This window comes from Kineosporia succinea (assembly GCF_030811555.1).
Classification (GTDB): domain Bacteria; phylum Actinomycetota; class Actinomycetes; order Actinomycetales; family Kineosporiaceae; genus Kineosporia; species Kineosporia succinea.
In genome coordinates this window covers 6,080,461-6,105,646 of the sequence record NZ_JAUSQZ010000001.1, presented here as the reverse complement: position 1 = coordinate 6,105,646, position 25,186 = coordinate 6,080,461, and the positions used below count along the sequence as shown (strand labels likewise).

General features: G+C 71.6%; 27 protein-coding genes. 15 read left to right on the top strand and 12 right to left on the bottom strand.

The annotated features are described in order from the left end of the window. Window positions 1-75: 75 nt before the first annotated feature. Window positions 76-1,932, top strand: a complete 1,857-nt coding sequence (locus tag J2S57_RS26965; protein ID WP_307248019.1) for an FAD/NAD(P)-binding protein — start codon at window positions 76-78, stop codon at window positions 1,930-1,932. On the opposite strand, the gene J2S57_RS26960 is transcribed toward J2S57_RS26965, so the two are convergent. The 3 genes from J2S57_RS26960 to J2S57_RS26950 form a co-directional block, all read right to left on the bottom strand. After that, the gene (locus J2S57_RS26960; RefSeq protein ID WP_307248018.1) at window positions 1,925-3,214 is read right to left on the bottom strand and encodes a putative PEP-binding protein; all 1,290 of its coding nucleotides are present in this window, start codon (window positions 3,212-3,214) and stop codon (window positions 1,925-1,927) included. The two genes, J2S57_RS26965 and J2S57_RS26960, sit on opposite strands and share 8 nt — an antisense overlap. Window positions 3,215-3,290: 76 nt before the next feature. Next, entirely contained in the window at window positions 3,291-4,592 is a 1,302-nt protein-coding gene (locus tag J2S57_RS26955) for a cation:proton antiporter domain-containing protein (RefSeq protein ID WP_307248016.1), read from the bottom strand. Between the two features lie 332 nt (window positions 4,593-4,924). Beyond that, on the bottom strand, window positions 4,925-5,536 hold the full coding sequence (locus J2S57_RS26950) for a TetR/AcrR family transcriptional regulator (RefSeq protein ID WP_307248013.1): 612 nt from the start codon (window positions 5,534-5,536) through the stop codon (window positions 4,925-4,927). 137 nt (window positions 5,537-5,673) lie between these two features. Here J2S57_RS26950 and J2S57_RS26945 point away from each other — a divergent pair, with 137 nt between their 5' ends. Then, window positions 5,674-6,486: a mycofactocin-coupled SDR family oxidoreductase gene (locus J2S57_RS26945; protein WP_307248010.1), complete on the top strand. Its 813-nt coding sequence runs from the start codon at window positions 5,674-5,676 to the stop codon at window positions 6,484-6,486. Between the two features lie 16 nt (window positions 6,487-6,502). Here the strand turns inward: J2S57_RS26945 and J2S57_RS26940 are convergent, their stop codons facing one another. Next, window positions 6,503-7,078 carry a TetR/AcrR family transcriptional regulator gene (locus J2S57_RS26940; protein ID WP_307248008.1) on the bottom strand — a complete coding sequence of 192 codons (576 nt, stop codon included), beginning with the start codon at window positions 7,076-7,078 and terminating at the stop codon, window positions 6,503-6,505. Between the two features lie 79 nt (window positions 7,079-7,157). On the opposite strand from J2S57_RS26940, the gene J2S57_RS26935 reads away from it, so the two are divergent. After that, on the top strand, window positions 7,158-7,844 hold the full coding sequence (locus J2S57_RS26935; protein WP_307248006.1) for an SDR family oxidoreductase: 687 nt from the start codon (window positions 7,158-7,160) through the stop codon (window positions 7,842-7,844). Window positions 7,845-7,912: 68 nt separating this feature from the next. Here J2S57_RS26935 and J2S57_RS26930 read toward each other — a convergent pair whose 3' ends face one another. Further along, window positions 7,913-8,659, bottom strand: a complete 747-nt coding sequence (locus tag J2S57_RS26930) for an SDR family oxidoreductase (RefSeq protein ID WP_307248004.1) — start codon at window positions 8,657-8,659, stop codon at window positions 7,913-7,915. Between the two features lie 50 nt (window positions 8,660-8,709). Here J2S57_RS26930 and J2S57_RS26925 point away from each other — a divergent pair, with 50 nt between their 5' ends. Beyond that, the gene (locus J2S57_RS26925; protein WP_307248002.1) at window positions 8,710-9,303 is read left to right on the top strand and encodes an SMI1/KNR4 family protein; all 594 of its coding nucleotides are present in this window, start codon (window positions 8,710-8,712) and stop codon (window positions 9,301-9,303) included. A 162-nt stretch (window positions 9,304-9,465) separates the two neighbouring features. Then, window positions 9,466-10,863 carry a serine hydrolase domain-containing protein gene (locus tag J2S57_RS26920; protein ID WP_307248000.1) on the top strand — a complete coding sequence of 466 codons (1,398 nt, stop codon included), beginning with the start codon at window positions 9,466-9,468 and terminating at the stop codon, window positions 10,861-10,863. A gap of 48 nt (window positions 10,864-10,911) precedes the next feature. On the opposite strand, the gene arsM is transcribed toward J2S57_RS26920, so the two are convergent. Beyond that, complete coding sequence (arsM, locus tag J2S57_RS26915) at window positions 10,912-11,712, bottom strand: arsenite methyltransferase (RefSeq protein WP_307247999.1); 801 nt, start codon at window positions 11,710-11,712, stop codon at window positions 10,912-10,914. A 93-nt stretch (window positions 11,713-11,805) separates the two neighbouring features. Between arsM and J2S57_RS26910 the strand changes: the two genes are divergently transcribed. From J2S57_RS26910 to J2S57_RS26885, 6 genes are all read left to right on the top strand, one after another. Then, on the top strand, window positions 11,806-12,189 hold the full coding sequence (locus J2S57_RS26910) for an ArsR/SmtB family transcription factor (RefSeq protein WP_307247997.1): 384 nt from the start codon (window positions 11,806-11,808) through the stop codon (window positions 12,187-12,189). Window positions 12,190-12,236: 47 nt separating this feature from the next. Continuing rightward, entirely contained in the window at window positions 12,237-12,719 is a 483-nt protein-coding gene (locus J2S57_RS26905) for a GNAT family N-acetyltransferase (protein ID WP_307247995.1), read from the top strand. Between the two features lie 47 nt (window positions 12,720-12,766). Further along, window positions 12,767-13,417 (top strand): Rossmann-fold NAD(P)-binding domain-containing protein, encoded by a 651-nt coding sequence (locus J2S57_RS26900; RefSeq protein WP_307247993.1) that lies wholly within the window; start codon window positions 12,767-12,769, stop codon window positions 13,415-13,417. A gap of 96 nt (window positions 13,418-13,513) precedes the next feature. After that, a complete protein-coding gene (locus tag J2S57_RS26895; RefSeq protein WP_307247991.1) occupies window positions 13,514-14,431 on the top strand; it encodes an alpha/beta hydrolase in 918 nt (305 codons plus the stop codon). 159 nt (window positions 14,432-14,590) lie between these two features. Then, entirely contained in the window at window positions 14,591-15,064 is a 474-nt protein-coding gene (locus J2S57_RS26890; RefSeq protein ID WP_307247989.1) for a BLUF domain-containing protein, read from the top strand. A 123-nt stretch (window positions 15,065-15,187) separates the two neighbouring features. Then, window positions 15,188-15,808, top strand: coding sequence for a biotin transporter BioY (locus J2S57_RS26885; RefSeq protein WP_307247987.1), 621 nt, complete (start codon window positions 15,188-15,190; stop codon window positions 15,806-15,808). A gap of 94 nt (window positions 15,809-15,902) precedes the next feature. Here J2S57_RS26885 and J2S57_RS26880 read toward each other — a convergent pair whose 3' ends face one another. The 3 genes from J2S57_RS26880 to J2S57_RS26870 are packed head-to-tail and all read right to left on the bottom strand — an operon-like array spanning window position 15,903 to window position 18,485. After that, window positions 15,903-16,871, bottom strand: a complete 969-nt coding sequence (locus J2S57_RS26880; protein WP_307247985.1) for an ABC transporter ATP-binding protein — start codon at window positions 16,869-16,871, stop codon at window positions 15,903-15,905. Next, window positions 16,871-17,680: an ABC transporter permease gene (locus tag J2S57_RS26875; RefSeq protein WP_307247984.1), complete on the bottom strand. Its 810-nt coding sequence runs from the start codon at window positions 17,678-17,680 to the stop codon at window positions 16,871-16,873. The genes J2S57_RS26880 and J2S57_RS26875 overlap by 1 nt, the downstream gene beginning before the upstream one ends. Beyond that, on the bottom strand, window positions 17,673-18,485 hold the full coding sequence (locus J2S57_RS26870; protein WP_307247981.1) for an ABC transporter permease: 813 nt from the start codon (window positions 18,483-18,485) through the stop codon (window positions 17,673-17,675). Before J2S57_RS26870 ends, J2S57_RS26875 begins: the two co-directional genes overlap by 8 nt. A gap of 307 nt (window positions 18,486-18,792) precedes the next feature. Between J2S57_RS26870 and J2S57_RS26865 the strand changes: the two genes are divergently transcribed. Next, on the top strand, window positions 18,793-19,728 hold the full coding sequence (locus J2S57_RS26865) for an acyl-CoA dehydrogenase family protein (RefSeq protein WP_307247979.1): 936 nt from the start codon (window positions 18,793-18,795) through the stop codon (window positions 19,726-19,728). Between the two features lie 15 nt (window positions 19,729-19,743). Here J2S57_RS26865 and J2S57_RS26860 read toward each other — a convergent pair whose 3' ends face one another. Then, window positions 19,744-21,261: a serine/threonine-protein kinase gene (locus J2S57_RS26860; protein ID WP_307247977.1), complete on the bottom strand. Its 1,518-nt coding sequence runs from the start codon at window positions 21,259-21,261 to the stop codon at window positions 19,744-19,746. A gap of 245 nt (window positions 21,262-21,506) precedes the next feature. Then, window positions 21,507-22,334, bottom strand: a complete 828-nt coding sequence (locus J2S57_RS26855) for an alpha/beta fold hydrolase (RefSeq protein WP_307247976.1) — start codon at window positions 22,332-22,334, stop codon at window positions 21,507-21,509. Between the two features lie 74 nt (window positions 22,335-22,408). Here J2S57_RS26855 and J2S57_RS26850 point away from each other — a divergent pair, with 74 nt between their 5' ends. Next, on the top strand, window positions 22,409-22,813 hold the full coding sequence (locus tag J2S57_RS26850; protein WP_307247973.1) for a winged helix-turn-helix transcriptional regulator: 405 nt from the start codon (window positions 22,409-22,411) through the stop codon (window positions 22,811-22,813). 181 nt (window positions 22,814-22,994) lie between these two features. Here the strand turns inward: J2S57_RS26850 and J2S57_RS26845 are convergent, their stop codons facing one another. Beyond that, complete coding sequence (locus J2S57_RS26845) at window positions 22,995-23,798, bottom strand: MerR family transcriptional regulator (protein ID WP_307247971.1); 804 nt, start codon at window positions 23,796-23,798, stop codon at window positions 22,995-22,997. 78 nt (window positions 23,799-23,876) lie between these two features. On the opposite strand from J2S57_RS26845, the gene J2S57_RS26840 reads away from it, so the two are divergent. Continuing rightward, complete coding sequence (locus J2S57_RS26840) at window positions 23,877-24,233, top strand: nuclear transport factor 2 family protein (protein WP_307247969.1); 357 nt, start codon at window positions 23,877-23,879, stop codon at window positions 24,231-24,233. A 45-nt stretch (window positions 24,234-24,278) separates the two neighbouring features. Next, window positions 24,279-25,067: an SDR family oxidoreductase gene (locus tag J2S57_RS26835; protein WP_307247968.1), complete on the top strand. Its 789-nt coding sequence runs from the start codon at window positions 24,279-24,281 to the stop codon at window positions 25,065-25,067. Window positions 25,068-25,186 lie beyond the last annotated feature (119 nt).

Sequence of the window (25,186 nt, the reverse complement as noted above, 5' to 3'; positions counted from 1 at the left end):
AGGCATAGTACCCATTAGCCCGGTGAGAGGTTTCCTCTCGCAAGCTCTCCCTGAGCCGACACCAGGAGCAGCGACATGAGTCCCGGTCCCACCCACCCCTCGGTGGTGGTCGTCGTGGGAGGCGGCCTGGGCGGCACGGCCACGGCCGTCCGGCTGCTCGGTTCTGCCCGGGCTCCCGTCGAGGTGCAGATCTGGGAACGGCGCCCCGAGCTCCGCAGCGCCGGCCCGGCGTACCACCGGGAGGGCAACCCCTGGAACCATATCTTCAACATCCAGGCGGGTCGGATGTCCCTCTTCCGAGAGGACACGTTCGACTTCATCCGCTGGGCCAACACCGAGGCCGACCGCACCGGCTGGCCGGCCGAATGGCGTGAGCAGGAGTTCCTCGAGCACAGCCCGGCACCGCGCCGCATCTTCCAGGACTATCTGGAGCAGCGGCTCGAACGGGCCCGGCGGGACGCGGCTCCCGGCGTCGTGCTGACCGAGGTGCACGGCCGGATCGACGACCTGGTCCCCGACGACACCGGGGTCCGGGTGTCGGGCCGCGCTTTCCCGCCCGGGTCGGCCGCCGGCGAGGAACGCACGCTGAGGGCCGACTACGTCGTCCTGGCCACCGGTCTCGAGCTGCGCACGCCCGCGTACGCCGCGCGTGTGCGTGACCACCCCGCCTATCTGCGGGAGCCGTACACCCGCCGAGGCGTGCGCACCCTGGAGAACCTGCCCAGCGGTGCCCGGGTCCTGATCGTCGGCTCGGTACTCAGCGCCTACGACACCACGACCCTGCTGCTCCGGCGCGGACACACCGGCGACATCTACCTCACCTCCGGCTCCGGCTCCTCGCTGCGGGCCTACCCCGAGCAGCACGCGCACGAGGTCATCGAGCTCCCGGCACCGGCCTTCGCGGACGCCGACTTCGCCTCCCGTTCGCGGTTTCTGGAGGCCGTCGGGCGCGAGTGGCGCACGGCCTGTGCCCGGGCCCGCGCGAGCCACCCGGACCTGCCCGAGGCCATCGTGTCCGAGCGGGTGGCCAAGGCGTGGGAACCGCACACCCCCGCCGTCCTGAGCCACCTGGCCACGCCGCTGCTCAGATCCCTTCTCCAGGAGTTCAGTACGGCTGTCGCGACGCTTCGCGTGGGGGCGATGCGTCAGGCCGTCTCACCGGTGGACGACGCGGTCGCCTCCGGTGAGCAGGTGCACCGCCTCGTCGGCACGGTCGAGGACATCCGCCCGGCGTCCGGCGACGGCCTGGTCGTGCGCCTGGTGCACCGGGACGGGCAGACCCGCGAGATGGCCTGCGACCTCGTGGTGGACAGCTTCGGCCGCCAGCCCGACTACACGAAGGCCGGCTCCCCGCTGTGGCGCAACCTGCTGGCCGCCGGAACAGCCGTCCCGCACGAGCGCACCGGCCGGGGCCTCGAGGTCGACGAGTACGGCCATCCGGTGCGCCGGGACGGGACGCCCGCCCACCGGGTCGCACTGGTCGGTTGCCTGCGCGAGGGTGACGAGATCATCCGCAACGGCCGCTCCGGCGCGTTCTCCCTGAACCTGGCCGCCATCAAGAACCACTCGCTGTCCGTCGTCGTCGACATTCTCGACGCCCTCGAAGAGCCGCGAACCGCTGCGGGTCCGGGAGTCGAGCAGGTGCGCGAGGCCCTCTTCGCCCGCCCCGGCACGCCTGCCGGCGACCTGGCCCTGCGCGCGCGTGACCTGGAGATCCGCAGGCTGTCCGTGCAGGGACGCGGCGATCGGGAGACGCTGTCGGCAGACCTCGCGGCCTGCATCGACTCCCTCGCCCTGCGGCCCTGGCCGCCGGGTGCCACCCGGCCCCTGCTCACCGTCGCGATCCGCCGGGAGGCCCTGCAGGCACTCTGCGACGTGTCCGTCACCCCGAAGGACCTGACCGGCATCCTGGGCCTCGAACCCGTCATCTGAGGCACCTCTCAGCCCGCCGGCCGGGGTGGGAGCCGAGCCGCGCGATCAGTTCCGCACTGTCCATGATGTATCCCGTCGGCCGGGGCAGGCGGCTCAGGTAGTGGTCCAGGTCGCGCGCGAAACTGTAGACCCGCACCGGCACCTCCAGGCTCTGGCACGCCATGATGGCGCGCGCCAGCGCATCGATCACCGCCGGGTGACGGGTGTTGTAACTGCCTGCCACGCGATGGTTCCCGCGATCGGCGGCCAGGAAGAGCTGCACCAGGTCCTTGGTCCCGATGAACACCTCCGCCGCCCCCGCGCGGCAGATCGCCGGCACGTCGTACACACCGGCCGGGGTCTCCACGAACGCCGACACCGTCCATCGTTCGGGAAGGCCGAGAGCTGCCGCGAGCTGGGAGAATTCGTGGCAGTCGGCGACGAAGGGGCCGGCCAGGGCGAGACTGTCGTGGATGCCTGGCTCCTGCTCGGCCAGCCGGCGCACCACTGACCTGACCACGTCCACGTAGGCGGGTGTCTCGACGATCCAGCGGGTGCCGTGGAGCCCGAGTTCGGGATTCGCCTCCTCCCCGACCGCGGCCGTGCGGGTGATGCCGGCCGCGTCGTCCGAGCGCAGATCCAGGAGGCGGTACACGATCTTCTGGTGCGGCTGCAACTTCGAGCGCATGCCCAGAATCATCGCCGCCATCTCGCGGGCGTACCGGTCCTGCCCGTCCGGACCCGCCGCCAGCAGGTCGAGCGGACTGAGACCGGCCTCGAGACAGAGGAACTCCTCGCGGACGAAGAACCGGTCGACCGTCGATCCCCACCCCGATTCGTTGACGGCGTCGATCTCCTCCCCGCCCGCGACGACCGCGCAGGTGGATCCCGGTGGTGCCGAACGGCTTACGTCGTCGGCCGGAACACCCGGCGCGGAGCCACGGGCCGACCCGAGATCGATCAGGCCCCGGGAACGGTCGATCCGTACCGTCCCGCGCATCCGCACGAGGTCGGCCTCGGGGATCCGGATCACCGTGATGCCCTTGGCCCGGCAGACGGCCGACATGTGACCGGCGGGTCCCCCGAAGGCGCAGACGACCGCCCGGGAGGATCGCAGCAGCGGGTACATCGACGACCGGAGCTCCCGGACCACGAGGACCCGGCCCGCGCTCCACTCGTCGGGTTCGGCGCATTCGCCCTCCAGCCAACCGGTTTCGGGTCCGGCGAGGATCTCGCCCAGCACTGCCCCCGGAGGCTCGGTGGCCCCCGGGGACAGGTCCGCCAGACCCAGGAATTCGGACATCGGCTCCCCCGTCGTGTCACTGCGCTCACCTCCGATGGTCACCGTGCCGACGTCGTCACGGCGACTTCTGGGATGCTCAGGCCCGCGGTCGCCCGGTGTCCACGAGCTCCGGTGCGGCGGGCCGGTCCTGACCACGACCGGCCAGGAGCGACAGCAGAGGACCGGCCATCCCGGTCGTCACCAGCGCCATGACCACCATCATGGTGAACATCTGGTTGTCCAGAACCCCGAGCTGCACACCGGCGTTCAGGATGATCAGCTCGGTCAGGCCTCGGGTGTTCATCAGCACCCCGAGGGTCGCCACGTCCCGCCAGGGCATCCCGCCGGCCCGGGCCGGCACGCAGGCCCCGACGAACTTCCCGGCGATCGCGACGAGCAGGATCGCGGCCAGCTCGAGGTAGTTGCGCGCGGTGAGCCCGGCGATGTCGACGTTCAGGCCGGTGACGATGAAGAAGACGGGCAGCAGGACCGCCGAGATGCCCTCGAGCTGGGAGCGCAGGGGCAGCGCGTCACTCGTGTCGGCGGCGGGGCGGGGCATGACGAACCCGAAGACGAAAGCCCCGAAGATGGCGTGGATCCCGATCCAGGTGGTGGCGAACGACGAGAGGAGGACGCCTCCGGCCAGGACCGGGAGCAGGTGGACCAGACGCTCCGGCGTGCCCAGGCGGCCGACCACGCGGGCCAGCAGAGGACGCACGACGACGAGCATGAACGTCAGGTACCCGGCCGACAGGGCCAGGATCACCAGCAGGTCGCCCTGCCCCCGCGCCGACACGATCGCCGAGACACAGGCCAGCAGGCACCAGGCGATCACGTCGTCCACCGCCGCGCTCACCAGGGCCAGCGCGCCGACCCGGGTGCGCATCAGCCCCGAGTCACGAAGGATGCGGGCCAGGACGGGAAAGGCCGTGATCGCCATCGCCGCCCCGAGGAACAGGACGAAGCCGGTGCGGTCGACCGGGAGGCCGCCGACCTGGTCGTGATGGCGGTACAGCACCAGGGCGAGCGCGGCCCCGAGCCCGAAGGCGACCACGACCGAGAACGCCGACACCGCACCGGCCGTGGCCGCGCGGCCCGCCAGCAGCTTCTTGTTGAACGACCAGCCGATGAGGAACATGAACAGCAGCAGGCCGATGTTGGCCACCACGGACAGGCTCGGGCGGATCGAGGCCGGGAAGAGCCGTTCGGTCAGGTCGCCGGGCAGCAGGCCGAGCAGGCTCGGGCCCAGCACGATGCCGGCCGCGATCTCGCCGAGCACCGGGGGTTGCCCGAGTCGCCGGGCCGCGCGGGCCAGCAGGGCACCGGTCAGGAGCATGGCGGCGATCGCCACCATCACCTGGGCCACCGTGAGATCCGCCGTCGAAGCAAAGCTGTGCATGCCTGAACCGCCCTCCGGGAGATTTCGGTCATGACATCACTTCTGCCACGGTTGACTGCCCGAAAGCGTGCTGCCCCAAAGGCCCTTGTCTGGAAGACGTCCGTCAGTTACTGTCCGAGCCCCGGACGTCGGACCCCTTCACGGGGGCAGGCTTTCACGACCGTGACGACGCACCGGCCACCAGGGCGAGGAACCCGTCGTGCACGTGACCGTTCGAGAGCAGGACAGTGCCGTCGCCTTTCAGCGGCGGCCTGCCGCGCAGATCGGTACTGCGGCCGTCGGCTTCGCCGAGGGTGAGTGCTCCGCGGCGAGGGTGGGCAGGTCCGGGTCCGTCACGTCGTCGCCGCTCCCGGCAGGACCCCGCGGGCCAGCAGATGCAGGCAGCGCTCGAGAAACGCCCGCACCGGGCCACCTTCCGCGATCCACGCCTCGACCCCCAGGCGGTTGGCCGTGACGACGCCGGCCGCGGCGTACCGCAGCTCGACCGGGTCGGTGCCGGGGGCGAGATGCCGGGCCAGGATCGGGACCAGAGCCACCGCGCAGTCTTCGTGGGCGCGCAGCCAGGCCGGTGTCAGTTCCGGTGTGCCGACCACGAGGCGGACGACGTCGATGTCCAGGAGGGTGCGCCGTTCGGCGAGGGACTGTTCCAGCGCATCGCAGAGGCCGGGGATCAGCGGGGAGCCGATCGGCAGCGCCTCCACCCGGGCCAGGTAGCGCATCAGTCCTTCGCGGACGGCCGGCGCGAGCGCGTCGGCCTTGGACGGGAAGTAGCGGTGGAACGTGCGGGCCGAGACGCCGGCGCGGTCGGCGATCTGCTGGACGGTCGTGGCGGCGACGCCCTGGCCGACGAACAGCTCGGCGGCGGTGTCGGACAGCTCCAGGAGGGTCGCCTGGCGGCGGCGTTGCCCCAGTGGTGGTCTTCCCGGGGCCGAGCTCGTCGTCATGCCGCCACCCTACCGACACTCGAATGTCAGATGATGTCGCCCTGTCAGAATCTGACATCTCGTTGTACTCTGCCGACGAAAGCCGACGCGGGCCCGGGACCCGGACCCCCGCGTCCCTCATCATCGAAAGGCCCGTCATGAGCAAGCTGCAGGGCAGAGTCGCCTTCATCACCGGAGCCGCGCGCGGCCAGGGCCGCGCCGAGGCGCTGAAACTCGCCCAGGAGGGGGCCGACCTCATCCTGACCGACATCTGTGCCTCCCCCACCGAGACCGACTACGAGCCCGCCACGCCCGCAGAGCTCGCCGAAACCGTGGCTCAGGTCGAGAAACTCGACCGCCGGGTGGTTCACGCGGTCGCCGACGTACGCGATCTGGGCGCGCTGGAGTCACTGGTGCGGGAGGGGGTTTCGCAGCTCGGGCGTCTGGACGTGGTGGTCGCCAACGCGGGAATCGTCACCTGGGGCCGTTTCTGGGAGATGGACCCGCGGCGCTGGCAGGACATGATCGACATCAACCTGACCGGCGTCTTCAACACCCTGCGGGCCGCCACCCCGGCGATGATCCAGGCGGGCAACGGCGGTTCGATCATCGCGACGAGCTCGGTGGCCGGCATCAAGTCGCTGCCCGGCCAGGCGCACTACAGCGCGGCGAAGGCCGGGGTGGTCGGGCTGGTGAAGACGGCGGCGCTGGAGCTGGCCCCCTACCGGATCCGGGTCAACAGCATCCATCCGTGGGGCGTCCGGACGCCGATGGGCGCCATGGGCGCGGACGGCCAGAAGGTGTTCGCGGACAACCCTTCCTACGCGAACGCGATGGGCCAGATCCTGTTCGACCCGCCGATCTCCGAGCCCGAGGACATCGCGAACGGCGTGCTGTTCCTGGCCAGTGACGACTCCCGGACGATGACCGGTGCACAGCTGACCCTCGACCACGGCGCCACGAAGATCTGATCCGTCACCCTGTTCGTCAGTCCGCGAACAGGATCTGCCGCAGGACACGGCTGAGATGCCGGGCCAGGTCGTCGGCCGGCATCTCGGCCAGCACCCCGGTGGGCGCGATGTACCGGGTGAAGGTGACCCCGATCATCTGGGCGCCGACCAGGGCGACCCGGGCGGGGATGTCGTCCACCGCGTCCCCCAGCACCTCACCGTAGGCCTCGATGCTGTTGGAGGCCATCGCCTCGAGCAGGCCGGCGGCCACCTTCTGGTCGGAGGCGGCACTGCGCAGCAGGACGACCAGCGGATCGCCGGCCGCGTCGCGCTCCATGCGCTCGACGAAGGCGTGGGCCACCCGCTCGGGCAGGCTCTCGCGATCACCCGACACCGTCGCGTCGAGCTCGCGGTGCCCCGGGACCGCGGTCAGGAACAGCTGCTCCTTGGTGCCGAACTGCCGCAGCACCAGACCGTGGGTGACCCCGGCCCGGGCGGCGATGTCACGCACCGTGGCGCGGGCGAACCCCTTCTCGCCGAAGCACTCCCGGGCCGCGGCCAGGATGGCGAGGCGGTGCCCCTCGGGGTCACGGCGCTGAGGACGACGGTTCACGGACCCAGATTACCAAGTGGTCAATAAGAGGGCTACAGTCTTAATGACCACTTGGTCAGCAACTGGATTGGGGAACTCTATGAGCACGTCGGTCTTCATCGGTGGCACCGCCGGCCTGGGCCGGTTCATGGCCCAGCGCCACGCCGACCGCGGCAACACGGTGATCATCGCCGGGCGCGACGCGGCCCGGGCCGAGGCGGTCGCGAAGGAGATGGGCGCCGACGTCACCGGTATCGCCGTCGACCTCGCCCGTCCGTCCACCATCGCCGGGTCACTGGCGGCGATCGAACGCGTCGACCATCTGGTCGTCACCGGCGCGTTCCAGAAACCGAACACGCTGCAGGACTTCAACATCGACGAGGCGGTCACCGCCGTGACCACGAAGCTCGTGGGCTACACCGAGGCGATCCGGGCCCTGCGCGACCGCTTCTCCCCCGAGGCCTCCGTGGTCGTGTTCGGTGGCCTGGCCAAGGAGCGTCCCTACCCGGGCTCGACCGTCATCACGACCTTCAACAGCGCCGTCACCGGCCTGATCAAGACCCTCGCCGTCGAGCTCGCCCCGCACCGCATCAACGCGCTGCATCCGGCCCTGGTCGGCAACAGCCCACGCTGGGAGGGCACCGACCTCGGCCACATGGTCGCGAAGACCCCCATCGGCCGGCTCATCACGATGGACGAGGTCGCCGACGCCACCGACTTCCTCCTGCGCAACGGGGCCATGAACGGCCACGACCTGTACGTGGACGGCGGGGTGCTCGCGCACTAGAAGGATCTACGAGCACACCTCGTCGGCGGATGCCGGTGCCGGGGCCGGTAGGGCCGGGCACCCCACACCTACTGCGTCACGCGGTGCACCTTGTGCTGGGCCGCCTGCGCGCGAGGGCGCAGCACCATCAGGTCAACGTTCACGTGTCGCGGCCGGGTGATCGACCAGACGATGGTGTCGGCCACGTCCTCGGCGGTCAGCGGCTCCGCCACCCCCGCGTACACCGCGTCGGCCTTGGCCTGGTCACCACCGAAGCGGTTGAGCGAGAACTCCGGCGTCGCGACCATTCCCGGCTGGATCTCGATGACGCGCACCGGCTCACCGCACAGTTCCAGGCGCAGCGTGCCCGCCAGGGCGTGCTCGCCGTGCTTGGCGGCCGTGTACCCGCCGCCGCCCTCGTACAGCACGTCGGCGGCGGTGGAGGTGAGCACCACGATGACCGCGTCGTCGGTGTGCTTCATCTTCGGGGCCAGCGCCTGCGTGAGCTGCAGCGGCCCGATGACATTGACCTCGTACATGGCCCGCCAGGCGGCCGGGTCCGCGCTCAGCACAGGGTCGGCGCCGACCGCCCCGCCGGCGTTGTTGACCAGCACGTCGCATTGCTCGACCGTGCCCGCGAAGGCCGTGACCGCGTCGGCGTCGGTGACGTCGAGCACGTGATACCGGGCCTGCGGGCCGATCTGGTCGCACAGCTCCTTCAGACGCTCCTCCCGGCGGGCCAGGAGCACCACCTCGTAGCCGGCCGCGGCCAGACCACGGGCCGTGGCCGCACCGATACCGCTACTGGCGCCGCTGATTACCGCAACTCTCGTCATGCCGTAACGATACTGTGCCGCGGGCCCCTCCCATCTGGGACCATTCGGGCATGACTGAGCTCACCCAGGCCTGGACGGACTATCTCGACGTGCTCCGGGCCCAGGCGCCCGCGACCCACGCCTCGATCCTCGCCCCGGGCCCGCTCGACCTCGAGACCGCCGATCAGGTGCTGCCGAGCCCGCTGCTGCCGGAGCTGGTGACCTGGTTCGGCCTGCACGGCGGCTGCACCCCCGCCTACCACGGGTCGCCCCTGCCCCGGTGCGGGCTCCTGAACCTGGACCGGGCCATCGACAACACCGAGATGATCCACGAGATCTGGAACCTGACCTCCGACGTGGACCTGACCTCCGACGAGGCCCGCACCGCCGGTCAGACCATGGGCACCTGGATGGACGAGTACGTCCTCATCGCCGAGAACGGTTCCGGCGGGGGCCTGTTCGTCGACCAGCGTCCCGGCCCGCTGCAGGGCTGTGTGCGCTACTGGGACAAGGTGGACGCCGACGAGGACCCGGTCGTCTCCCCCGGACTGGTGCCGTTCCTGTCCGACGTCACCACCTCCGTCCGCGACCTCACCCCACTCCCCCTGATGCGAGCGGTGCCGGTGGTGACCGACGGCGTCCTCGCGTGGGAGAACGCCAACTGACCGGGAAAGTCGGGTCGACGCCCCCGGGGCCTTCGACCGGGCCGTGGCCCGGTTCTGATCGGCTCCGGCGGCCGGGGACCCGGGCCCGGATCCGAACGATCCGACAGGGGACAGGCCAGGCGACGTTGCCGGGTGACCGTCCCTCGAAGTAGCGTCGGATCGGTGACGAGCACAGAGCACGACCTTCACGGCCACCTGCAGACGGAACTGCCGCGTCTTCTCAGCCTCCACGGGGTACCCGGCGCGTCGGTGGCCGTCACCTGGCGCTCGCACACCTTCGAGGTGTCCGCCGGGGTGATCAACACCGGCACACGGGTCCCCGTGACGCCGGACGCGCTGTTCCAGATCCAGTCCATCACGAAGCTTTTCACCGCCACCCTGGTGATGCAGCTCGTCGACGAGGGCCTCGTGCGCCTCGACGAGCCCGTCCAGACGTACGTTCCCGGCTTCCGCACCGCCGACCCGGCCGCCGGTGCGAAGATCACGGTCCGCCATCTCCTCACCCACACCGGCGGTTTCGAGGGTGATCTGTGGCAGCCGACCACCACGGGCACGGACGCGCTGGAACGGTTCGTGGACGACCTGGTCACCCAGGCCTCCCAGCACAGTGCTCCGGGTGAACGGTTCTCCTACTGCAACGCCGGTTTCGGCACGCTCGGCCGTCTGGTCGAGGTGCTGCGCGGCACCACCTGGGAGCAGGCCCTCCGGACCCACCTCGCCGAGCCCCTCGGCATCCACGAACTGGCCTTCACCGCCGGCCAGGCCCTGGCCTTCAGCACCGCGATCGGGCACGTCTCCCCCGCCCCCGGGCAGCCGCTGCGCCCGAGCCGTGCGTGGGACCTCATGCCGCTGTCGAATCCGGCGGCGGGTGCCCAGTTCTCCCTGTCCGCGCGTGATCTCGTCCGCCTGGGCCGACTGTTCCTGCTCGACGGCAGGAATCCCTCGGTGCTGACCGACGCGTCCACCATGCTCATGCTCCAGCCGCACCTGCAGCACCGCCAGGACGCGCCCGCCCCCGTCCACCAGGGCCTGGCCTGGTGGCTCCCCCGCGCCGGCATCGCCGAACACGGTGGCGGCGCCCCGGGCGTGGCCTCCGTTCTGCGCATCGCCCCGGAGCACGACCTGGCCGCCGCGGTGCTGACCAATGCCGACGCCGGAGGCAGGGTCGCCCGTGACCTGCTGGATCCGCTGTTCGCCGACCTGGCCGGCATCGCGCCGCCCACGACGGTGCCCGTCCCCGGCGAGGGGACGCGGGTCAGCACCCCCGAGGCGTTCGTGGGCCGCTACCGCAACCGGCAGAACCACTTCGAGGTCACCCAGGACGACGACGGGCGCCTGTGGGTGACGGACACCCCGCGGAACGAGACCGTGAGCATGGCGCTCCTCGCCGGGACCACCGCGTCCACCGCCCGGCGCGAGCTGCGCCCTCTCAACGGCGACGCCTTCGCCGTGATCGGCGACGGAGGCCAGGCCGCGGGCCAGGTCTCGTTCCTGGACCAGGGTTCTGACGGGCGGTTCCGGCTCTACGCCACGACCCGGGTGGCGGTTCGGGACGCCTGACCGCGCCGCTGCGCGTCCGGCAGCTGGGTTTTCAGGTCGGGAGTTCGTTCAGGAGGCTTCAGGAGCGCCGGTGGGCCGGGTGGCGCGGATGATCGCGCCGTGCAGGCCCGGGACGGCCTCGTGGGTGAACTCGACCTCCACATCGGTGAATCCGGCCGCGGCCAGGCCCTCGAGGTACTCGCTGCGGGACAGGGCTCCGGCGATGCAGCCGACATAGCTGCCGCGCTCGGCCCGTTCGGCCGGGCTGATGTGGTCTTCCGCCACGACGTCGCTGATGCCGATCCGCCCGCCGGGCACCAGGACCCGGAACATCTCGGCCAGGACGGCGTTCTTGTCGGTGGACAGGTTCACCACGCAGTTGCTGATCACCACGTCGATCGAGGCGGCCGGCAGCGGAACGGCCTCGATCTGGCCCTTGAGGAACTCCACGTTCGTCGCTGCGGCCCGGGCGGCGTTGGCGCGGGCCGCAGCGAGCATCTCCTCGGTCATGTCCAGCCCGAACACCCGCCCGGTCGGGCCGACGCGCCGGGCCGAGAGCAGCACGTCGATCCCGCCGCCCGAGCCCAGGTCCAGCACCCGGTCTCCCGGCCGCAGGGACGCGACCGCCATCGGGTTGCCGCAGCCCGCCGATGCGGCCAGGGCCTCGGCGGGCAGGCCGGCGACCTCGTCGGCGGCGTACAGACCCGCGCCGAACGAGCCGTCCGGGGCCGGCGCGTCGGCTGCGGCGTCCGGGCCGCAGCACGACGTCGGGTCCGCGTCGGTGCTGGTCACAGGGACCGCGGCGGCCGCGTACCGGATACGGACCTGCTCCCGGACCTGGGCTGCCCTGTCGTTGGCCGTGTCCGTCATGATGACCACTCCCCCACCAGATATAGATGCTTGTCGATGTCTGATCGTCAACCAGGCATCGACATCCGTCAATGCCTTGGGCAGACTGGTGCCATGGCGAACGTGCACCTGGATGTGACCCCCACCGGCAGCGACGCACGGGACGAGGCCGAGGGCGCGACGTGCTGCCCTCCGCCTTCTCCCGGGCCGATCGGCACCGTCGAGGAGGCCGAGCGGCTCGCCGGCCTGCTGAAGGCGCTGGCCGAGCCGACCCGCCTGCGGCTGCTGTCGCTGGTGGCCGCGCACGAGGGCGGCGAGGCGTGCGTGTGCGACCTGACCGAACCGGTCGGGTTGTCGCAGCCGACGGTCTCTCACCACCTGAAGATCCTGGTGGACGCCGGTCTCCTGACCCGCGAGAAACGTGGCGTGTGGGCCTATTACACGCTCGTGCCCGGGCGGCTGCGGCAGATCGCCCACGCCCTCGACTTCACCCGCTGACCCTCGCCGCCCCGCCGGGGCCCGCCGATCCCGAAAGGTCGCCGCTCGTGATCGTTCCCATGACGCCCGAGCACGCCGAGCCCGTGCTCAGGATCTACCAGGCCGGCATCGACGAGGGCAACGCCACCTTCGAGACCACCGCCCCCGACTGGGAGACCTTCGACGAAGCGAAGCTCACCGAGCATCGCTTCGTCGCCCTGGACGAGGGCGTCGTGCTTGGCTGGGTTGCGGCCGTCCCGGTCTCCGGGCGCTGCGTCTACGCGGGCGTGATCGAGCACTCCGTCTACGTGGCTCCCGAGACGCGAGGCCGCGGTATCGCCACCGCACTGCTGCGGGCACTGATCGCCTCCACCGAGGCGGCCGGCATCTGGACCATCCAGTCCGGGATCTTCCCCGAGAACACCGTCAGCCTGAAACTGCACCACCGTCTCGGGTTCCGCAGCATCGGCACCCGCGAGCGCATCGGCCGCCACCACGGCATCTGGCGGGACGTGACCCTCGTCGAACGACGGAGCCCCGCCATCCGGTAGGTCCCGGTCGTCCCTCGATCAACGCCGCCGGCCGCAAGGTCGCCGTGGTGCCGGCCGAGCTCAGTGCCGGTGAACTCGAGATCGTGCGCGGCGAGCTGGCCCAGTTGCTCTACGACCGCACCTCCGGGACGTGCGAGTACATCTTCGGCGACTCCGTCGCGTCCCTCGTCGAAACCCCTGACGGCGTCGAGGTGACCTTCGTGAGCGGGCCGCCCCGTACGTTCGACCTGGTGGTGGGAGCCGACGGAATCCATTCCCGGGTGCGTTCTCTGGCGTTCGGCCCGGAGTCCGACTACGTGACGCACCTCGGTTACTACTACGCCCTGGTCGACATGGACGTGGACACCGACATCGCCGGGGCGATGTACAACGAGCCGGGACGCATGGTCGGTGTCATGGGGGTGAAGGCGCCGGTCTTCTTCGTCTTCGCCTCCGAGCAGCTCGCTTTCGACCGGGACGACGTGGGGCAGCAGCGCCGTGTGCTGCGCAGGGCCTACCGGACTGCGCGCTGGCGGGTGAACTGCGGCGGGCGGACGGCGACCATCGCGCGGCCTACGCCCGCTACCAGTCGCGGTTCGCCGGCTACGCGAAGGTCTCGCGGCAGATCAACGCGGGCCGTCTGCTGGATCCGCGCACCTCGCTGGGAATGCGCGGCCGTCATGCCTTTTTCACGGTGTCCCCGCTGTTCAGGCCGCTGATGGCGTGGATGGACCGGTCCGCCGAGAACATTGACCTGCCGGACTATTCGCTGACGACGGCTGAACCCTCGACGGGGTACAGGCCGTAGACATCCTGTGACGTCCCGGTCGGCCGAAGCCCTGTCCCTCATCACCGGCCGGCTCGCGGCCCTTCCCCTGCGCAGCCGGTCCCTGCGGACCACGCTCGCCCGCGACCTGTCGTTCGCCGAGGCCCGGGCGGCGGGTGAGCGCGCGGTGCGCCAGGACGAGGACGATCCGCAGGTCGAGCCGGAGTACCGCACCCGGCTGCTCACTCACCCGGGGCGCACCGGCCGGGCCGTGCTGATGCTGCACGGCTACGCCGGATCTCCGCACTCCTTCGCCCACCTGGCCGGGCACTTTCACGAGCGCGGGTACAACGTCTACGCGCCCCGGGAGCCGCATCACGGCCTGCGCCCGGGATCGCGGCCGCTGTCGGCCGCGGGCCTGGTGCGGTACGCGGACGAGGCTCTGGACGTGGTTGCCGGGCTGGGTGACGAGGTGGGGGTCATCGGGTTCTCGGGAGGGGGTGCGCTGGCGACGTGGCTGAGCGCGTACCGGCCCGCGTCCGTGCGTCGCCTTCTGCTGCTGGCGCCGTTCTTCCGGCCGCACCCCACCCAGGCGCCGCGCTGGGCGGTGCCCGCACTGACGCTGCTGTTCGGCCTCGGCGTGCTGCCCGACCGGCCCGTGCCGGGCACCGGCTACACGTTGCACGGAGTGGCCCAGTACCTGCGGGTGATGGCCAACCAGCCTCCGGGCCGGCTCAATCCCGGGCTTCTGGGTGTCGGCGTCGCCTACTCGGCGCTGGACGGGTTCATCGATCCGGCGGCCGCGCTGGCGGTCTGCGAGCGGGTTGCCGCGGCGAGCGGGGTCGAGCCGCAGATTCACCGGTTCCCGCCGGACGCCGGGCTGATCCACGACGTCGTCGCGCCGGAAGTGCTGCTGGGCAACCGTGCTGAGGTCGCCGATCTGTACCTGAATCTCTACGAAGCCTGATACTCCGGGCACGAACCCTCGGAGGCGGCGTCCGTGCCCGGCCCGAGCCGGGCGGGAACCGCCTCCGATCGGCGTCGGTGCCCGGGCGTTGCCGGCCGGACGTGGGTACGCTCGCACCCGCAGGTCCCCGCCCGGCCGTGGACGACCGAAAGGACTCCGGTGCATGAGCTCCTCTACCGCAGCCGCGGTGTCGTAGATCTTGCCCCCGAGGAGATGGAGACGTTTCTGGGGGCGAGCCGCACCCGCAACACGCAGGCGGGCATCACCGGCATGTTGCTGCAGATCCACGACGCCGCGACCGGGTCCGTCTTCTTCGTCCAGCTCCTGGAGGGTCCCGACCCCGTTGCCCTGGAGCAGACGTACGAGCGCATCAGCCGGGACGAACTGCACTTCGATCTTCAGGTGCTGCACCGCGGCGAGCGCCCCGTGCGCCTGTTCGGGGACTGGTCGATGCGGGCCGGTGTCACCAGTGCCGAGTCCGCGTTGCGCGCGATCGCCACGAACAACGCGGAGCTGGACGGCAACGGCGACGACGCCGGTACGGCCGCGGCGACGTGGGACCTGCTGGAGAGCAGCCACATCGCTCGGTCGCTGCTGATCATCGCGGCCGCGCAGCAGGGTGAGAACCGGTGACGCCCGTGGGCCCCGGGACCGGTGCCGGGCGCTCCCGTTGGAGCTTCCCGCCAAGTCCGGGACCCGATCTTGGTCGCGGTCGCGCCTTCAGAGCGTGATCGGGCGGGACCTAGGGTTCCCGTCATGTCCTCGATCACCCCGGAAAGTCTCCCGTCCCGGCACGTCCTGGCCGACCGGCTCACGCTGCCCTCGGTGCACCCGCTCGCCCTGAACGCGGTGCTCGTCGCGGCCGGCACGGCGCTGGTCGCGCTGTCCGCGCAGGTCACCGTTCCGCTGTGGCCGGTGCCCGTCACCGGTCAGACCCTGGCGGTGCTGCTGGTCGGCAGCGCGCTGGGCGCTCGCCGGGGTGCGCTGTCCCTCGTTGTGTACGCGGCCGTGGGCCTGGCCGGGGCCCCGGTCTTCGCCGACGGGAAGGGCGGCCCGGGCATGCTCACCGCGCCGAGCTTCGGGTACGTCATCGGGTTCGTGTTCGCGGCCTGGCTGATCGGTGCTCTGGCCGAACGACGCTGGGACCGGCGGGTTTCCACCGGTCTGGCGGCGCAGCTCCTGGCCAGCGTGGTGCCGTTCGTGGTCGGTCTGCCCTGGCTGGCGTTCTCGCTGGCGCGCCTGGGCCTTCCGCACGACCTGCAGGCCACCCTCGAGGGTGGGCTCTACCCGTTCGTCCCGGGCGGCCTGGTCAAGGCCGGGCTCGCCGCCCTGCTGCTGCCGCTGATCTGGAAGCTGACCAGCTCCACGCGGCGCTGACCACGGGGCCCGGCGGCTCACACCTCCCGCCGGGCCGGTCGTTCAGCCGGCCACGATCAGCCTCGTGCCGGGCAGCTTCCCTTTCGGCGCGCCGCTACCGGCCGCGACTGAGGTAGACGCGTCGCACGACGTCCTCGACGTCGGGTTCCTCCACCGACAGGTCCCGCACCACCGCCTGCTGCGACACGGCCGCCAGCAGGGCCGCGGCGGTCGTGGCCTCGGGGTCGAAGGCCAGCCGCTGGCGCAGGCCGTCGGCCTCGCTGCCCAGGTGCTCGGCGTGGGGCAGGTCGTGCAGGTCGGGGGTCGGGGCGGCGAGATCCACGACGAGCACGCGGCGCATGGCGACGGTCTTCGAGAGCCCGGCCAGGCTCCCGTCGTAGGCCAGGCGGCCGTGATCGACCAGCAGGATGCGCTCGCACAGCCGGCTGACGTCGCCCATGTCGTGCGTGGTCAGCAGCAGGGTCGTTCCGTGCGAGGCGCGTTCGGCCAGGAGGAACTCACGCAGGCGCTGTTTGCTGACGACGTCCAGGCCGATCGTCGGCTCGTCGAGGATCAGCAGTTCCGGCGAGTGCAGCAGGGCTGCGGCAACCTCCCCCCGCATGCGCTGGCCGAGGGACAGCTGCCGTACCGGGGTGGCCAGGAATTCGGCCAGTTCCATGTTCTCGACGAGTTCGGCGGTGCGCTCGCGTTCCCGGTCGGCGCGCAGGTCGTGGATGGCGGCCAGGATGCGGAACGACTCGGCCAGGGGCAGGTCCCACCACAGTTGCGAGCGCTGCCCGAAGACGACGCCGAGGCGGCGGGCGAGGGCGCGGCGCTGGGCGACGGGCTTCAGGCCGCAGGTGATGGCGGTGCCGGAGGTGGGCGTGAGGATCCCGGCGAGCATCTTGATGGTGGTGGACTTGCCCGCGCCGTTGGCGCCGATGTAGCCGACGGACTCCCCGGCCCCGATGCTGAGGGTCAGGTCTTCGACGGCGGTGACCTCGTGGCTGCGGAATCCCTTGCTGCGCACGCGGAAGCGGCGGGTGAGGGCTTCGGTGCGGATGATGGGTCCGTCGGTGGGCATCAGCCGCCGCCTCCTTGGTAGTGCCGGGTGCCGAGCCGCCACGAGAGCCCGGCGACGACGGCTGTCCAGAGGGCGGCCAGGGGTGCCAGCCAGCCGGCCCAGCCGGGCAGGTTCCAGGGGGTGGGCAGGTCGAGCAGGGTGAGGGTGGGCAGGTAGCCGGCGAAGGCCATGGGGACGCCGAATCCGAACAGGGCGACGAGGGGCCTGCTCCAGACCGCCGCGGGATGGGTGGAGGCGTAGCGCCCGCCGTAGACGATGGCGTTGGTCATCTCGGACGCGTCGACGAGGAAGAACTGGGCTCCGGCGGCCGCGACGAAGATGCCTGCGCAGATGAGGGTTCCGGCGACGAGGGCCAGCAGCAGGAGCAGGGCGTTCTCGGGGGTGAGGGGGACGTCGGCGGTGATCAGGGCGCCGGTCAGCACGGTGATGCCGACCGCGACGCGGGTCAGGCGCCGCAGGCTGATGTCGCTGGTGACGAGCTGGGCCAGGAGGGGCTGGGGGCGCAGGCAGAAGACGTCGAAGGTTCCGGCCCGCAGGTACTGGGGCAGGGTGTCGAGGTGCCCGACGACGAGGTCGGCGATGCTGAAAGCGGTGTCGGCCAGGCCGAACACGAGCAGGGCGGCCGTCAGGTCGAGGCCGCCGATGCCGTCGACCGACCGGTAGAGCACCCAGACCTCGGCGAGTTCCACGAGACCGATGAGCAGCGAGGTGAGCAGGTCGAGGCCGAAGCTGGCGCGGTAGCTGCTCTGGGCGCGCACCCGGGCCCCCAGCAGCACCCGGTAGGGACGCAGGCGCGAGTGCTCAGCCACCCTGCACCTCCAGGCGGCGCCGCCCGGCCCCGGTGACGACCTGTCCCACGACGAGGACTCCGGTGATCCAGGCCAGCTGCACGAGCACGGCCTGCGCGGACTCGGCGCCGGTCAGGCGCCCGGACAGCACGTCGATCGGGGTCTGCAGCATCGAGGGGAACGGCGTGGCCCGGGCCAGGGTGAGCAGCCAGCCGGGAAAGAGCGTCACCGGCACGAACAGCCCGGCCAGGAAACCGGAGACGATCATGTACGCGGTCTGCAGACCGCGCGTCTCCACGATCCAGAACCCGGCCACCGCCACGAGATACACGACGAGGTACGACAGGGTCGTGCCCGCCACGACGCTGAACGCGCCCAGCGCGAGGATCAGCGGGTCGAGGGGCAGGCGCATGCCGCCGGCCAGCACGCCGAGCGCGATCAGCGGCACGCCGCGCGGCAGCAGCGAGAACAGGGCCCGGCCGAGGTCCTGGGCGGTGGTGGCGGTCTGCAGGTCGACCGGTCGCAGGAGGTCGACGGCGATGCTGCCGTCTTTCATGCGGGTGGCGAGATCGCTGCGGCCGTTGAGGTTCACGGATCCCAGGAGGGCCTGGCCGAGCCAGGTGTACGCGACGATCGCGGTGGCGTCGTAGCCCCCGATGTCACCGCCGCCGGCCCTCACCGCGGCCACGAGAACGCTGGCCTTCAGGAAGCCGAAGACGGCGTTGGCGACCAGCCCGCCCAGGGCCGCCGCCCGGTAGGTGGAACCACGACGCCACCCGGCCGAGAACATCCGCCCGTGGATCCGGAACCACACCCGAGCACGCATCGCCCCGGGATCCTAGCGGGCCGAAGGCCCGAAACGGGACACGTGGCGTCTTGGCCGGCCGGCGGGGGCTGCAGAGAACGATGGACGCGTCGGTGCCCCTCCCGGAGCCGGGCACCGACCGACGGGTACCCGGGGTTCCCACCGGACCGGCGCGTCCACCGTGGGCCCCCGGTGTCGTGTTCATCGCCGATCAGGGGTCCCGGGACGGGACCCTCCTGGCCCGGTCCCGGGCGTTCCTCGTTTCGCGGCGTCCGTTTTCGCCTCCTACGATGCTGGCGGCAGGAGCCACACCAGACGAGGGAATGTCATGACGCTGCTCGACCGGGTCCAGAAACTCACTCCCCAGATCCGGGCAACCGCCGACCGCGTCGAGGCCGACGGCGAGATCCCCGCCCCGGTCATCGAAAGCCTGGCCGAGGCCGGGGTGTTCAGGCTCGCCGTCCCGGGCGGGACACCGTCGAGCGCCGGTGAGATGGTGGCGGTGCTGGAGGAGATCGGCCGGGCCGACGCCTCGACCGGGTGGTGCGCGATGATCGGGGCGATCACCGGCACGGCCCTGACCTACCTGCCGCCCGAGACCGCGGCGAGCCTGCTGAGCGACCCGAACCTGGTGATGGCCGGCGTCGGCTCCCCGCGGGGTGAGGCCCGGGCGGTCGAGGGCGGTTACCGCGTCACGGGCCGGTGGTCGCTGGCGAGCGGTTGCCTGCACGCGACCTGGATCGTGGGTGGCGCCCACACGGCGGAAGGATTCCGCTGCTTCCTGATGCGGGCCGGGGAGGTCACGATCCACCGCACCTGGGACGCGCTGGGCCTGCGGGGCACCGGCAGTCACGACTTCAGCGCGAGCGACGTGTTCGTCCCCACGGAACGGGTTTTCGACCCGACCGGCCCGGCGCGCGGTTCGGGAACCCTGTCCCGGTACGGCCGGTCGGCCCTGGGATTCGGCGTGGCCGCGGTCATGCTGGGTGTCGCCCGGGCGGCGATCGAGGACTTCGGGGGCTCCGACCAGGCCCGGGGGCTGCACGGTTCCGGGCGGGCCTTCCTGCTGGAGGCCTTCGCGAACGGGAGCGAGGCCGATCAGGAACTCGCCGTCGTCACGGCCGCGGGCCACGCGACCCGGGCCACCGACCTGGTGTACGCCGCGAACGGGACGGCAGCGGCGATGATGAGCAGCCCTCTGCAGCGGTACTTCCGCGACGTGCACACCGCCGCCCAGCACGGCATGGTGCGCGGCGGGAGCTGAACGCGGGAGCGGCGCTCAGCCGCCGACCCGGGTCAGCTTGGCCTCACCGACGTTGGTCGGGTCCTCGGTGTCCTGCCAGAAGAGGTCCGCGGTGCCCGCGGCGTTGTCCACCTCGAGCGTGATCAGGCCGAGCGGCGAGCAGACGCCCTGCGGGTCGTTCGCCGGCGTCACCGGTGCCCGCAGGTGCGCGGTGTCGTCGGTGGTCCCGATCACCGTCACGTGCGACGTGCACCCGAGATCGCTGGACTTCATGGTGCCCGCCGTGCGTCGTCCGGCCGCGAGGTCGAGCTCGATCTGCCACTGCCAGTCGTCGACGGACGACGAGCTCTGGTTCACCGTGCCCGTCCAGGTGCCCGCCAGCGTCGAGGGCAGGGTGCCCGCGGCCGTCTGCCCGACGGCGCTGCCGGTCGCGCTGCCGGTCGCGCTGACGGAGGGCTCGGGGGCCGGGCTCGCGGGGTCGGCGTCCGAGGTACCGCCGGTGTCCAGCGCGATGCCGATACCGATACCGGCCACCAGCAGGGCGGGCACACCGATCATCCCCGCGACCCGCAGCTTCCGGGTCGGCCGGGGCTGGTTCCGGGGGTCCGTCGCCGGGCCGACCACCGGCCCGCGCCGGGCCCACGTCGGGGCGTCGCCCGCCTCGTCCCGAGCCGCAGGCGCGGACGCGGAATCCCCTCCGGCCGCGGCGAACTGGCTCCCGGCCTCGAGGACGGCCGTGGGCCGGTCGGCCCGCACGGACCGCCCGAGCAGCATCGTCAGCACCTGCTGGGCGCTCGGGCGGCTGCCGGGCTCCTTGCTGAAACACTGGTGCAGCACCGGCACCAGCTCGGCCGGCAGGCCCGTGAGGTCGGGCTCGTGGTTCGCGACTCGGATGATGCTGGCCACCGCGGACCCGGCGTCGAACGGCGACCGGCCGGTGGCCGCGAACACGATCACCGACGCCCACGAGAACAGGTCGCTCGCCGGGCCCACCCGATCGCCGTTCACCTGCTCCGGCGACATGTACGACGGGGTGCCGGCCATCTGCCCGGTACGGGTGGTCAGCGTCGACAGGTCGCGGGCGATGCCGAAGTCGATCACCCTCGGGCCGTCGGGCGCCATCATCACGTTCGCCGGCTTCAGGTCGCGGTGCACGACGCCCGCCTCGTGGATCGCGGCCAGCGCGGTCACGGTGCCGATCGCCAGGCGCTGCAGGCGGGGCCCGGAGAGCGGGCCCCGCTCGGCCACGAACTGCTGCAGCGAGCGCCCTTCGATGAACTCGCTGATCACGTAGGGCGCGGCCACGTCGAGGTCGTAGTCGAGCAGCTGCGCGGTGCAGAACGGGGCCACCCGCCGGGCGCTGGCGACCTCCTTGGCGAACTGCGCGTGCGAGTCCTCGTCGTGGAAGCGGAGCATCTTGACGGCGGCCCGCTCGCCGGAGGGGGCGATACCGAGGTACACGACACCCTGGCCCCCGGAACCGAGACGTCCGGCGATCTGGTAACCGGCGACCTGGTCGGGGTCGCCCGGGAGCGGCGAGAACGGGGCGGGCATCCCGGCATGGTGCCATTCGTCCGGTCGCTCGGGCACCGGGCGGAACCAGAATGTAATGATCTCCACGCCCCCGAGGGCGATTCCTCGCGTTCCGCCCCGTTCACCGGGCACAACTCCCGCGTGATCGCTCGCGTACGCACTGTGATGCACTGTGCCGAGCGCACTTCCGGGAAACCGGCTTCCCCGGGGATCGACACCGTGTCCCGGTGTACGCGTGGGCTCTTTCCTCGCCGAGGTCGGCCCGCTCAGACCAGGAAGCCGTTCAGGGCCTCGAGCAGGAGCTCCGGCCGGTGCTGCGGGATGATGTGCCCGCAGTTGTCGAGGACGACCCCGGAGAGCGTGTCCGTGACCGGCTCGAGCTGCCGGTAGGTGGCGTCACCGACCGGTGCCGCCCCGATCGTCAGGGTCGGTACCCGCAGCCGTGACGCGGCCAGCGCCCGCACGATCTGCCGGCCGCTGTCGGCGAACGCCCGGTAGTGCTCGAACGCCGCGCGCAGAGCCGGCCCGCCGCGGTAGGCCGTGTGCACGGCCTTCCTGAACTCCGGGGTGACGCCGTCGCCCAGAGTGCCCGCCTGCAGGAAGAAGTCGAGGTAGGACGCCTCGTTCCCGGCCAGGGCGCTCTCGGCCAGACCCGGGACGGAGTGGAACCCGAACCACCACGGCGGGCCCCCACGCAGGAAGTCCTCGGCCCCGGGCAGCGGGCCGATCAGTGATTCCATCACCACGAGCCGGCGCACCCGTTCCGGGTGGGTCGCCGCCAGCAGGAACGCCGGTGGCGTGCCCAGGTCGATGCCGACCACGTCCGTACCGGAGACCTCCAGAACGTCCAGCAGGGCGACCATGTCCTGCACCACGTCCATCGCCGTGTACCCGCTCTCGGGACGCTCGGAGTCGCCCAGCCCGCGCAGGTCGGGCGCGATCACCGTGAACCGTTGGGCCAGGGCCGCAAGGACGGGTTCCCAGATCTGCCAGGTGTGCGGAAAGCCGTGCAGCAGGAGCAGGGCCGGGCCCTGCCCGGCGGTGGCGACGTTCAGCGCGATGCCGTTGGCCCGGATCGTGCGGGTCGTGGTCATGCCGGCTCCCAGGTGGTTACTCTTGATTACCTGCTGACCGTACGGAACTCCCTCTGATCCCGGAAGAACGCACTATGCCGTCACCTGGTAATCCCGAGGTAACCGCCGTCGACGATCTCGCCCGCCGTCGTGGGGACCTGTTCGACGCCCAGTGCCCGACCCGGGAGCTGCTCGACCGGATCGGGAGCAAGTGGGTCGCGATGATCATCACCGTGCTCGCCCGGACCGAGTCGCCCGAGCTGCGGTTCGCGGAGCTGGAACGTGCGATGCCCGGGATCTCGCACCGGATGCTGTCGCAGGAGCTGAAACGTCTGGCCGCGGACGGCCTGGTGCAGCGGCGGGTGGAGGACAGCGTGCCGCCCAAGGTGTTCTACCGGCTCACCCCGCTGGGAATGTCACTGCACGGGCCGATCTCGGTGCTGCGTGAATGGGCCGAAGCCCATATCGGCGCGATCGACGCCCGGCGCCGCGGCGTCTGACCCTCGAACCGGTCCACCGGCCGAAGCCGCTCCGGTTGATCCTGCCGGCGCCGGGGGCCTCCCCCCGGCATCGTGTCCCGCCGTGTGCCCGAGCCGGCCCCGTGCTGTCCAGCTCATCGTCGGCTCGACGGCGAGTGCACCCTCCGGCCGTGGGCACAGACCGGTCTCGGTTGAGAACCGTTCACATGACTGATGTCACGCGGAACACCGGCCATCCGATCTCGGTGCGCCAGGCCGCCGGATCGCTCGTGTCCCGGGGCCCGACGCGGTAGACCTCCCGCACCGGCCCGGCCACCGACATCGCGTTCGCCACGACCCACGTACCGAGCTCGCCGTAGGTGACGTCGACGCCGGCGTGCTCGCCGACGTGGGTGGTCACCGCCAGTTCCGCGGCGGGCAGCGTCGCGGCCTGCACCCGCCCGGTGCGCGGCGGCGCGGCCGTCGGCAGGTACAGCAGCACCTGACCGCGCCCCTGCTCGAACAGGGAGTTGTCGTAGTGGCCACCGGGCGGGCCGGTCGCCGCGGCGCCGACGGCCATCTCCAGCTCGGCCATCGCGCCTGCGAACCAGGCATCGACGTCGTCGAGGCCGACCTCGGCCGTCACCGCTGCGACCGTGCGGGCGGGCTCGGCGCGCAGCTCGACCTCGAGCGGGGTGGAGGCGGGCCGGAGCAGGCGGCGCAGCGAGGCGACCGCGGACCGGGTGCGGTCGAGCTGGGCCTCCAGACGTTCGAGGTGATCCGCGACCAGGCCCGCGCGGACACCGGGGTCGGGCGTGCGCAGGATCGCCTGCACATCGCTCAGGGGGACGTCGAGCTCGCGGAGCCGGTTGATGACCTGTGCGACCGGGATCTGCTCGACGGCGTAATAGCGGTAGCCGGTGTCTTCGGCCACCACGGCCGGTTCCAGCAGCTCTGCCTCGTGGTAGCGACGCAGGGTCCGCACACTCAGGTGGGTCAGTCGAGAGAACTCCCCGATGCTCAGCACGCGACCAGTGTGAAGCCTCCCCCAGGGGGAGAGTCCAGCGCTTGACCCTCCCGCGTCGCGAGGCTCCACGGTGGCACCATGAATCACACCGACCTCCGGTCCGACGCCCTCCCGAGCACCGTCCGCGACTTCCTCGCGGCCAGCACCGTTCACGACGCCGACACGGCCTCCTCGTTCCTCGCCGAGGACATCGTGGTCGTCGACCAGGCCGAGACCTTCCGGGGCCGCGACGAGGTGCACACGTTCCTGCGCGAGGCCGGCTCCGAGTTCGAGTACACCACCGAGCAGATCGGCGCCCACCGCGTCGACGACAACCACTGGGTGGTGACCCTGCGCCTGGAGGGCACCTTCCCGGGCGGCGTCGCCGAGCTCGACTACCGCTTCACACTCCGCGGCGGCCTCGTGGCCGAACTGGTCATCGCCAACCACGCCTGAGCCCGTCCCGGCACTGCTGATCGCCACAGAGAAGAGAGACAGAGCATGTCCAGCAACGAACGGGACCGCCTCGACGGCCGCCGGGCCCTCGTCACGGGCGGGTCGAAGGGGACGGGCAGGGCCGTCGTCGCCCGCCTGCGGGAGATGGGCGCCGACGTGTGGACCACCGCCCGGACGATGCCCGCCGGGTACGAGCGCCCCGACCGGTTCATCGCGGCGGACACCTCGACCCTCGAGGGCGCCGCGCTCGTGGCGGGTCGCCTCGCCGAGGCCGGCGGCCCGCTCGACATTCTCGTGCACGTCGTCGGGGGCGCCTCGACACCGTCGGGTGGGTTCGCGGTCATCACCGAGGACCAGTGGCTGACCGAACTGCACCTGAACCTCCTGGGCGCGGTGCGCCTGGACCGGGCGCTCCTGCCGGCCATGCTCGAGTCGGGATCCGGCGTGGTGCTGCACTTCACCTCGATCCAGCGGGAGCTGCCGCAGTACGACGCCTCCCTGGCGTACGCGGCGGCCAAGGCGGCGCTACGCACCTACAGCAAGGGCCTGGCCAACGAGCTCGCGCCCCGGGGCGTGCGGGTCAACGCGATCAGCCCCGGCGGGATCGAGACCGAGGCCTACGAGCGGTTCGTGGACCGCATCGCCGACGGCAACGGGCTCACCCGCGAGGCCGCGAAGCAGACGATCCACGACTCCCTCGGCGGGGTCCCGCTGGGACGGTTCGCACAGCCCGAGGAGATCGCCGACCTCGTCGGGTTCCTCGTGTCCGAGCGCGCCGCGGCCATCGTGGGCGCCGAGTACGTCATCGACGGCGGCACCGTCCCCACCGTGTGAACCTGGGCGTCGGCCGGACAGCTTCGGTCCTGGCGCCCGGCTGTGATGCCTCCCGCGACACCACTATTGGCAGCTCCGGCGGCGTCCTGCCACGGGGCGAGCAACCCCGGTGAACGCCG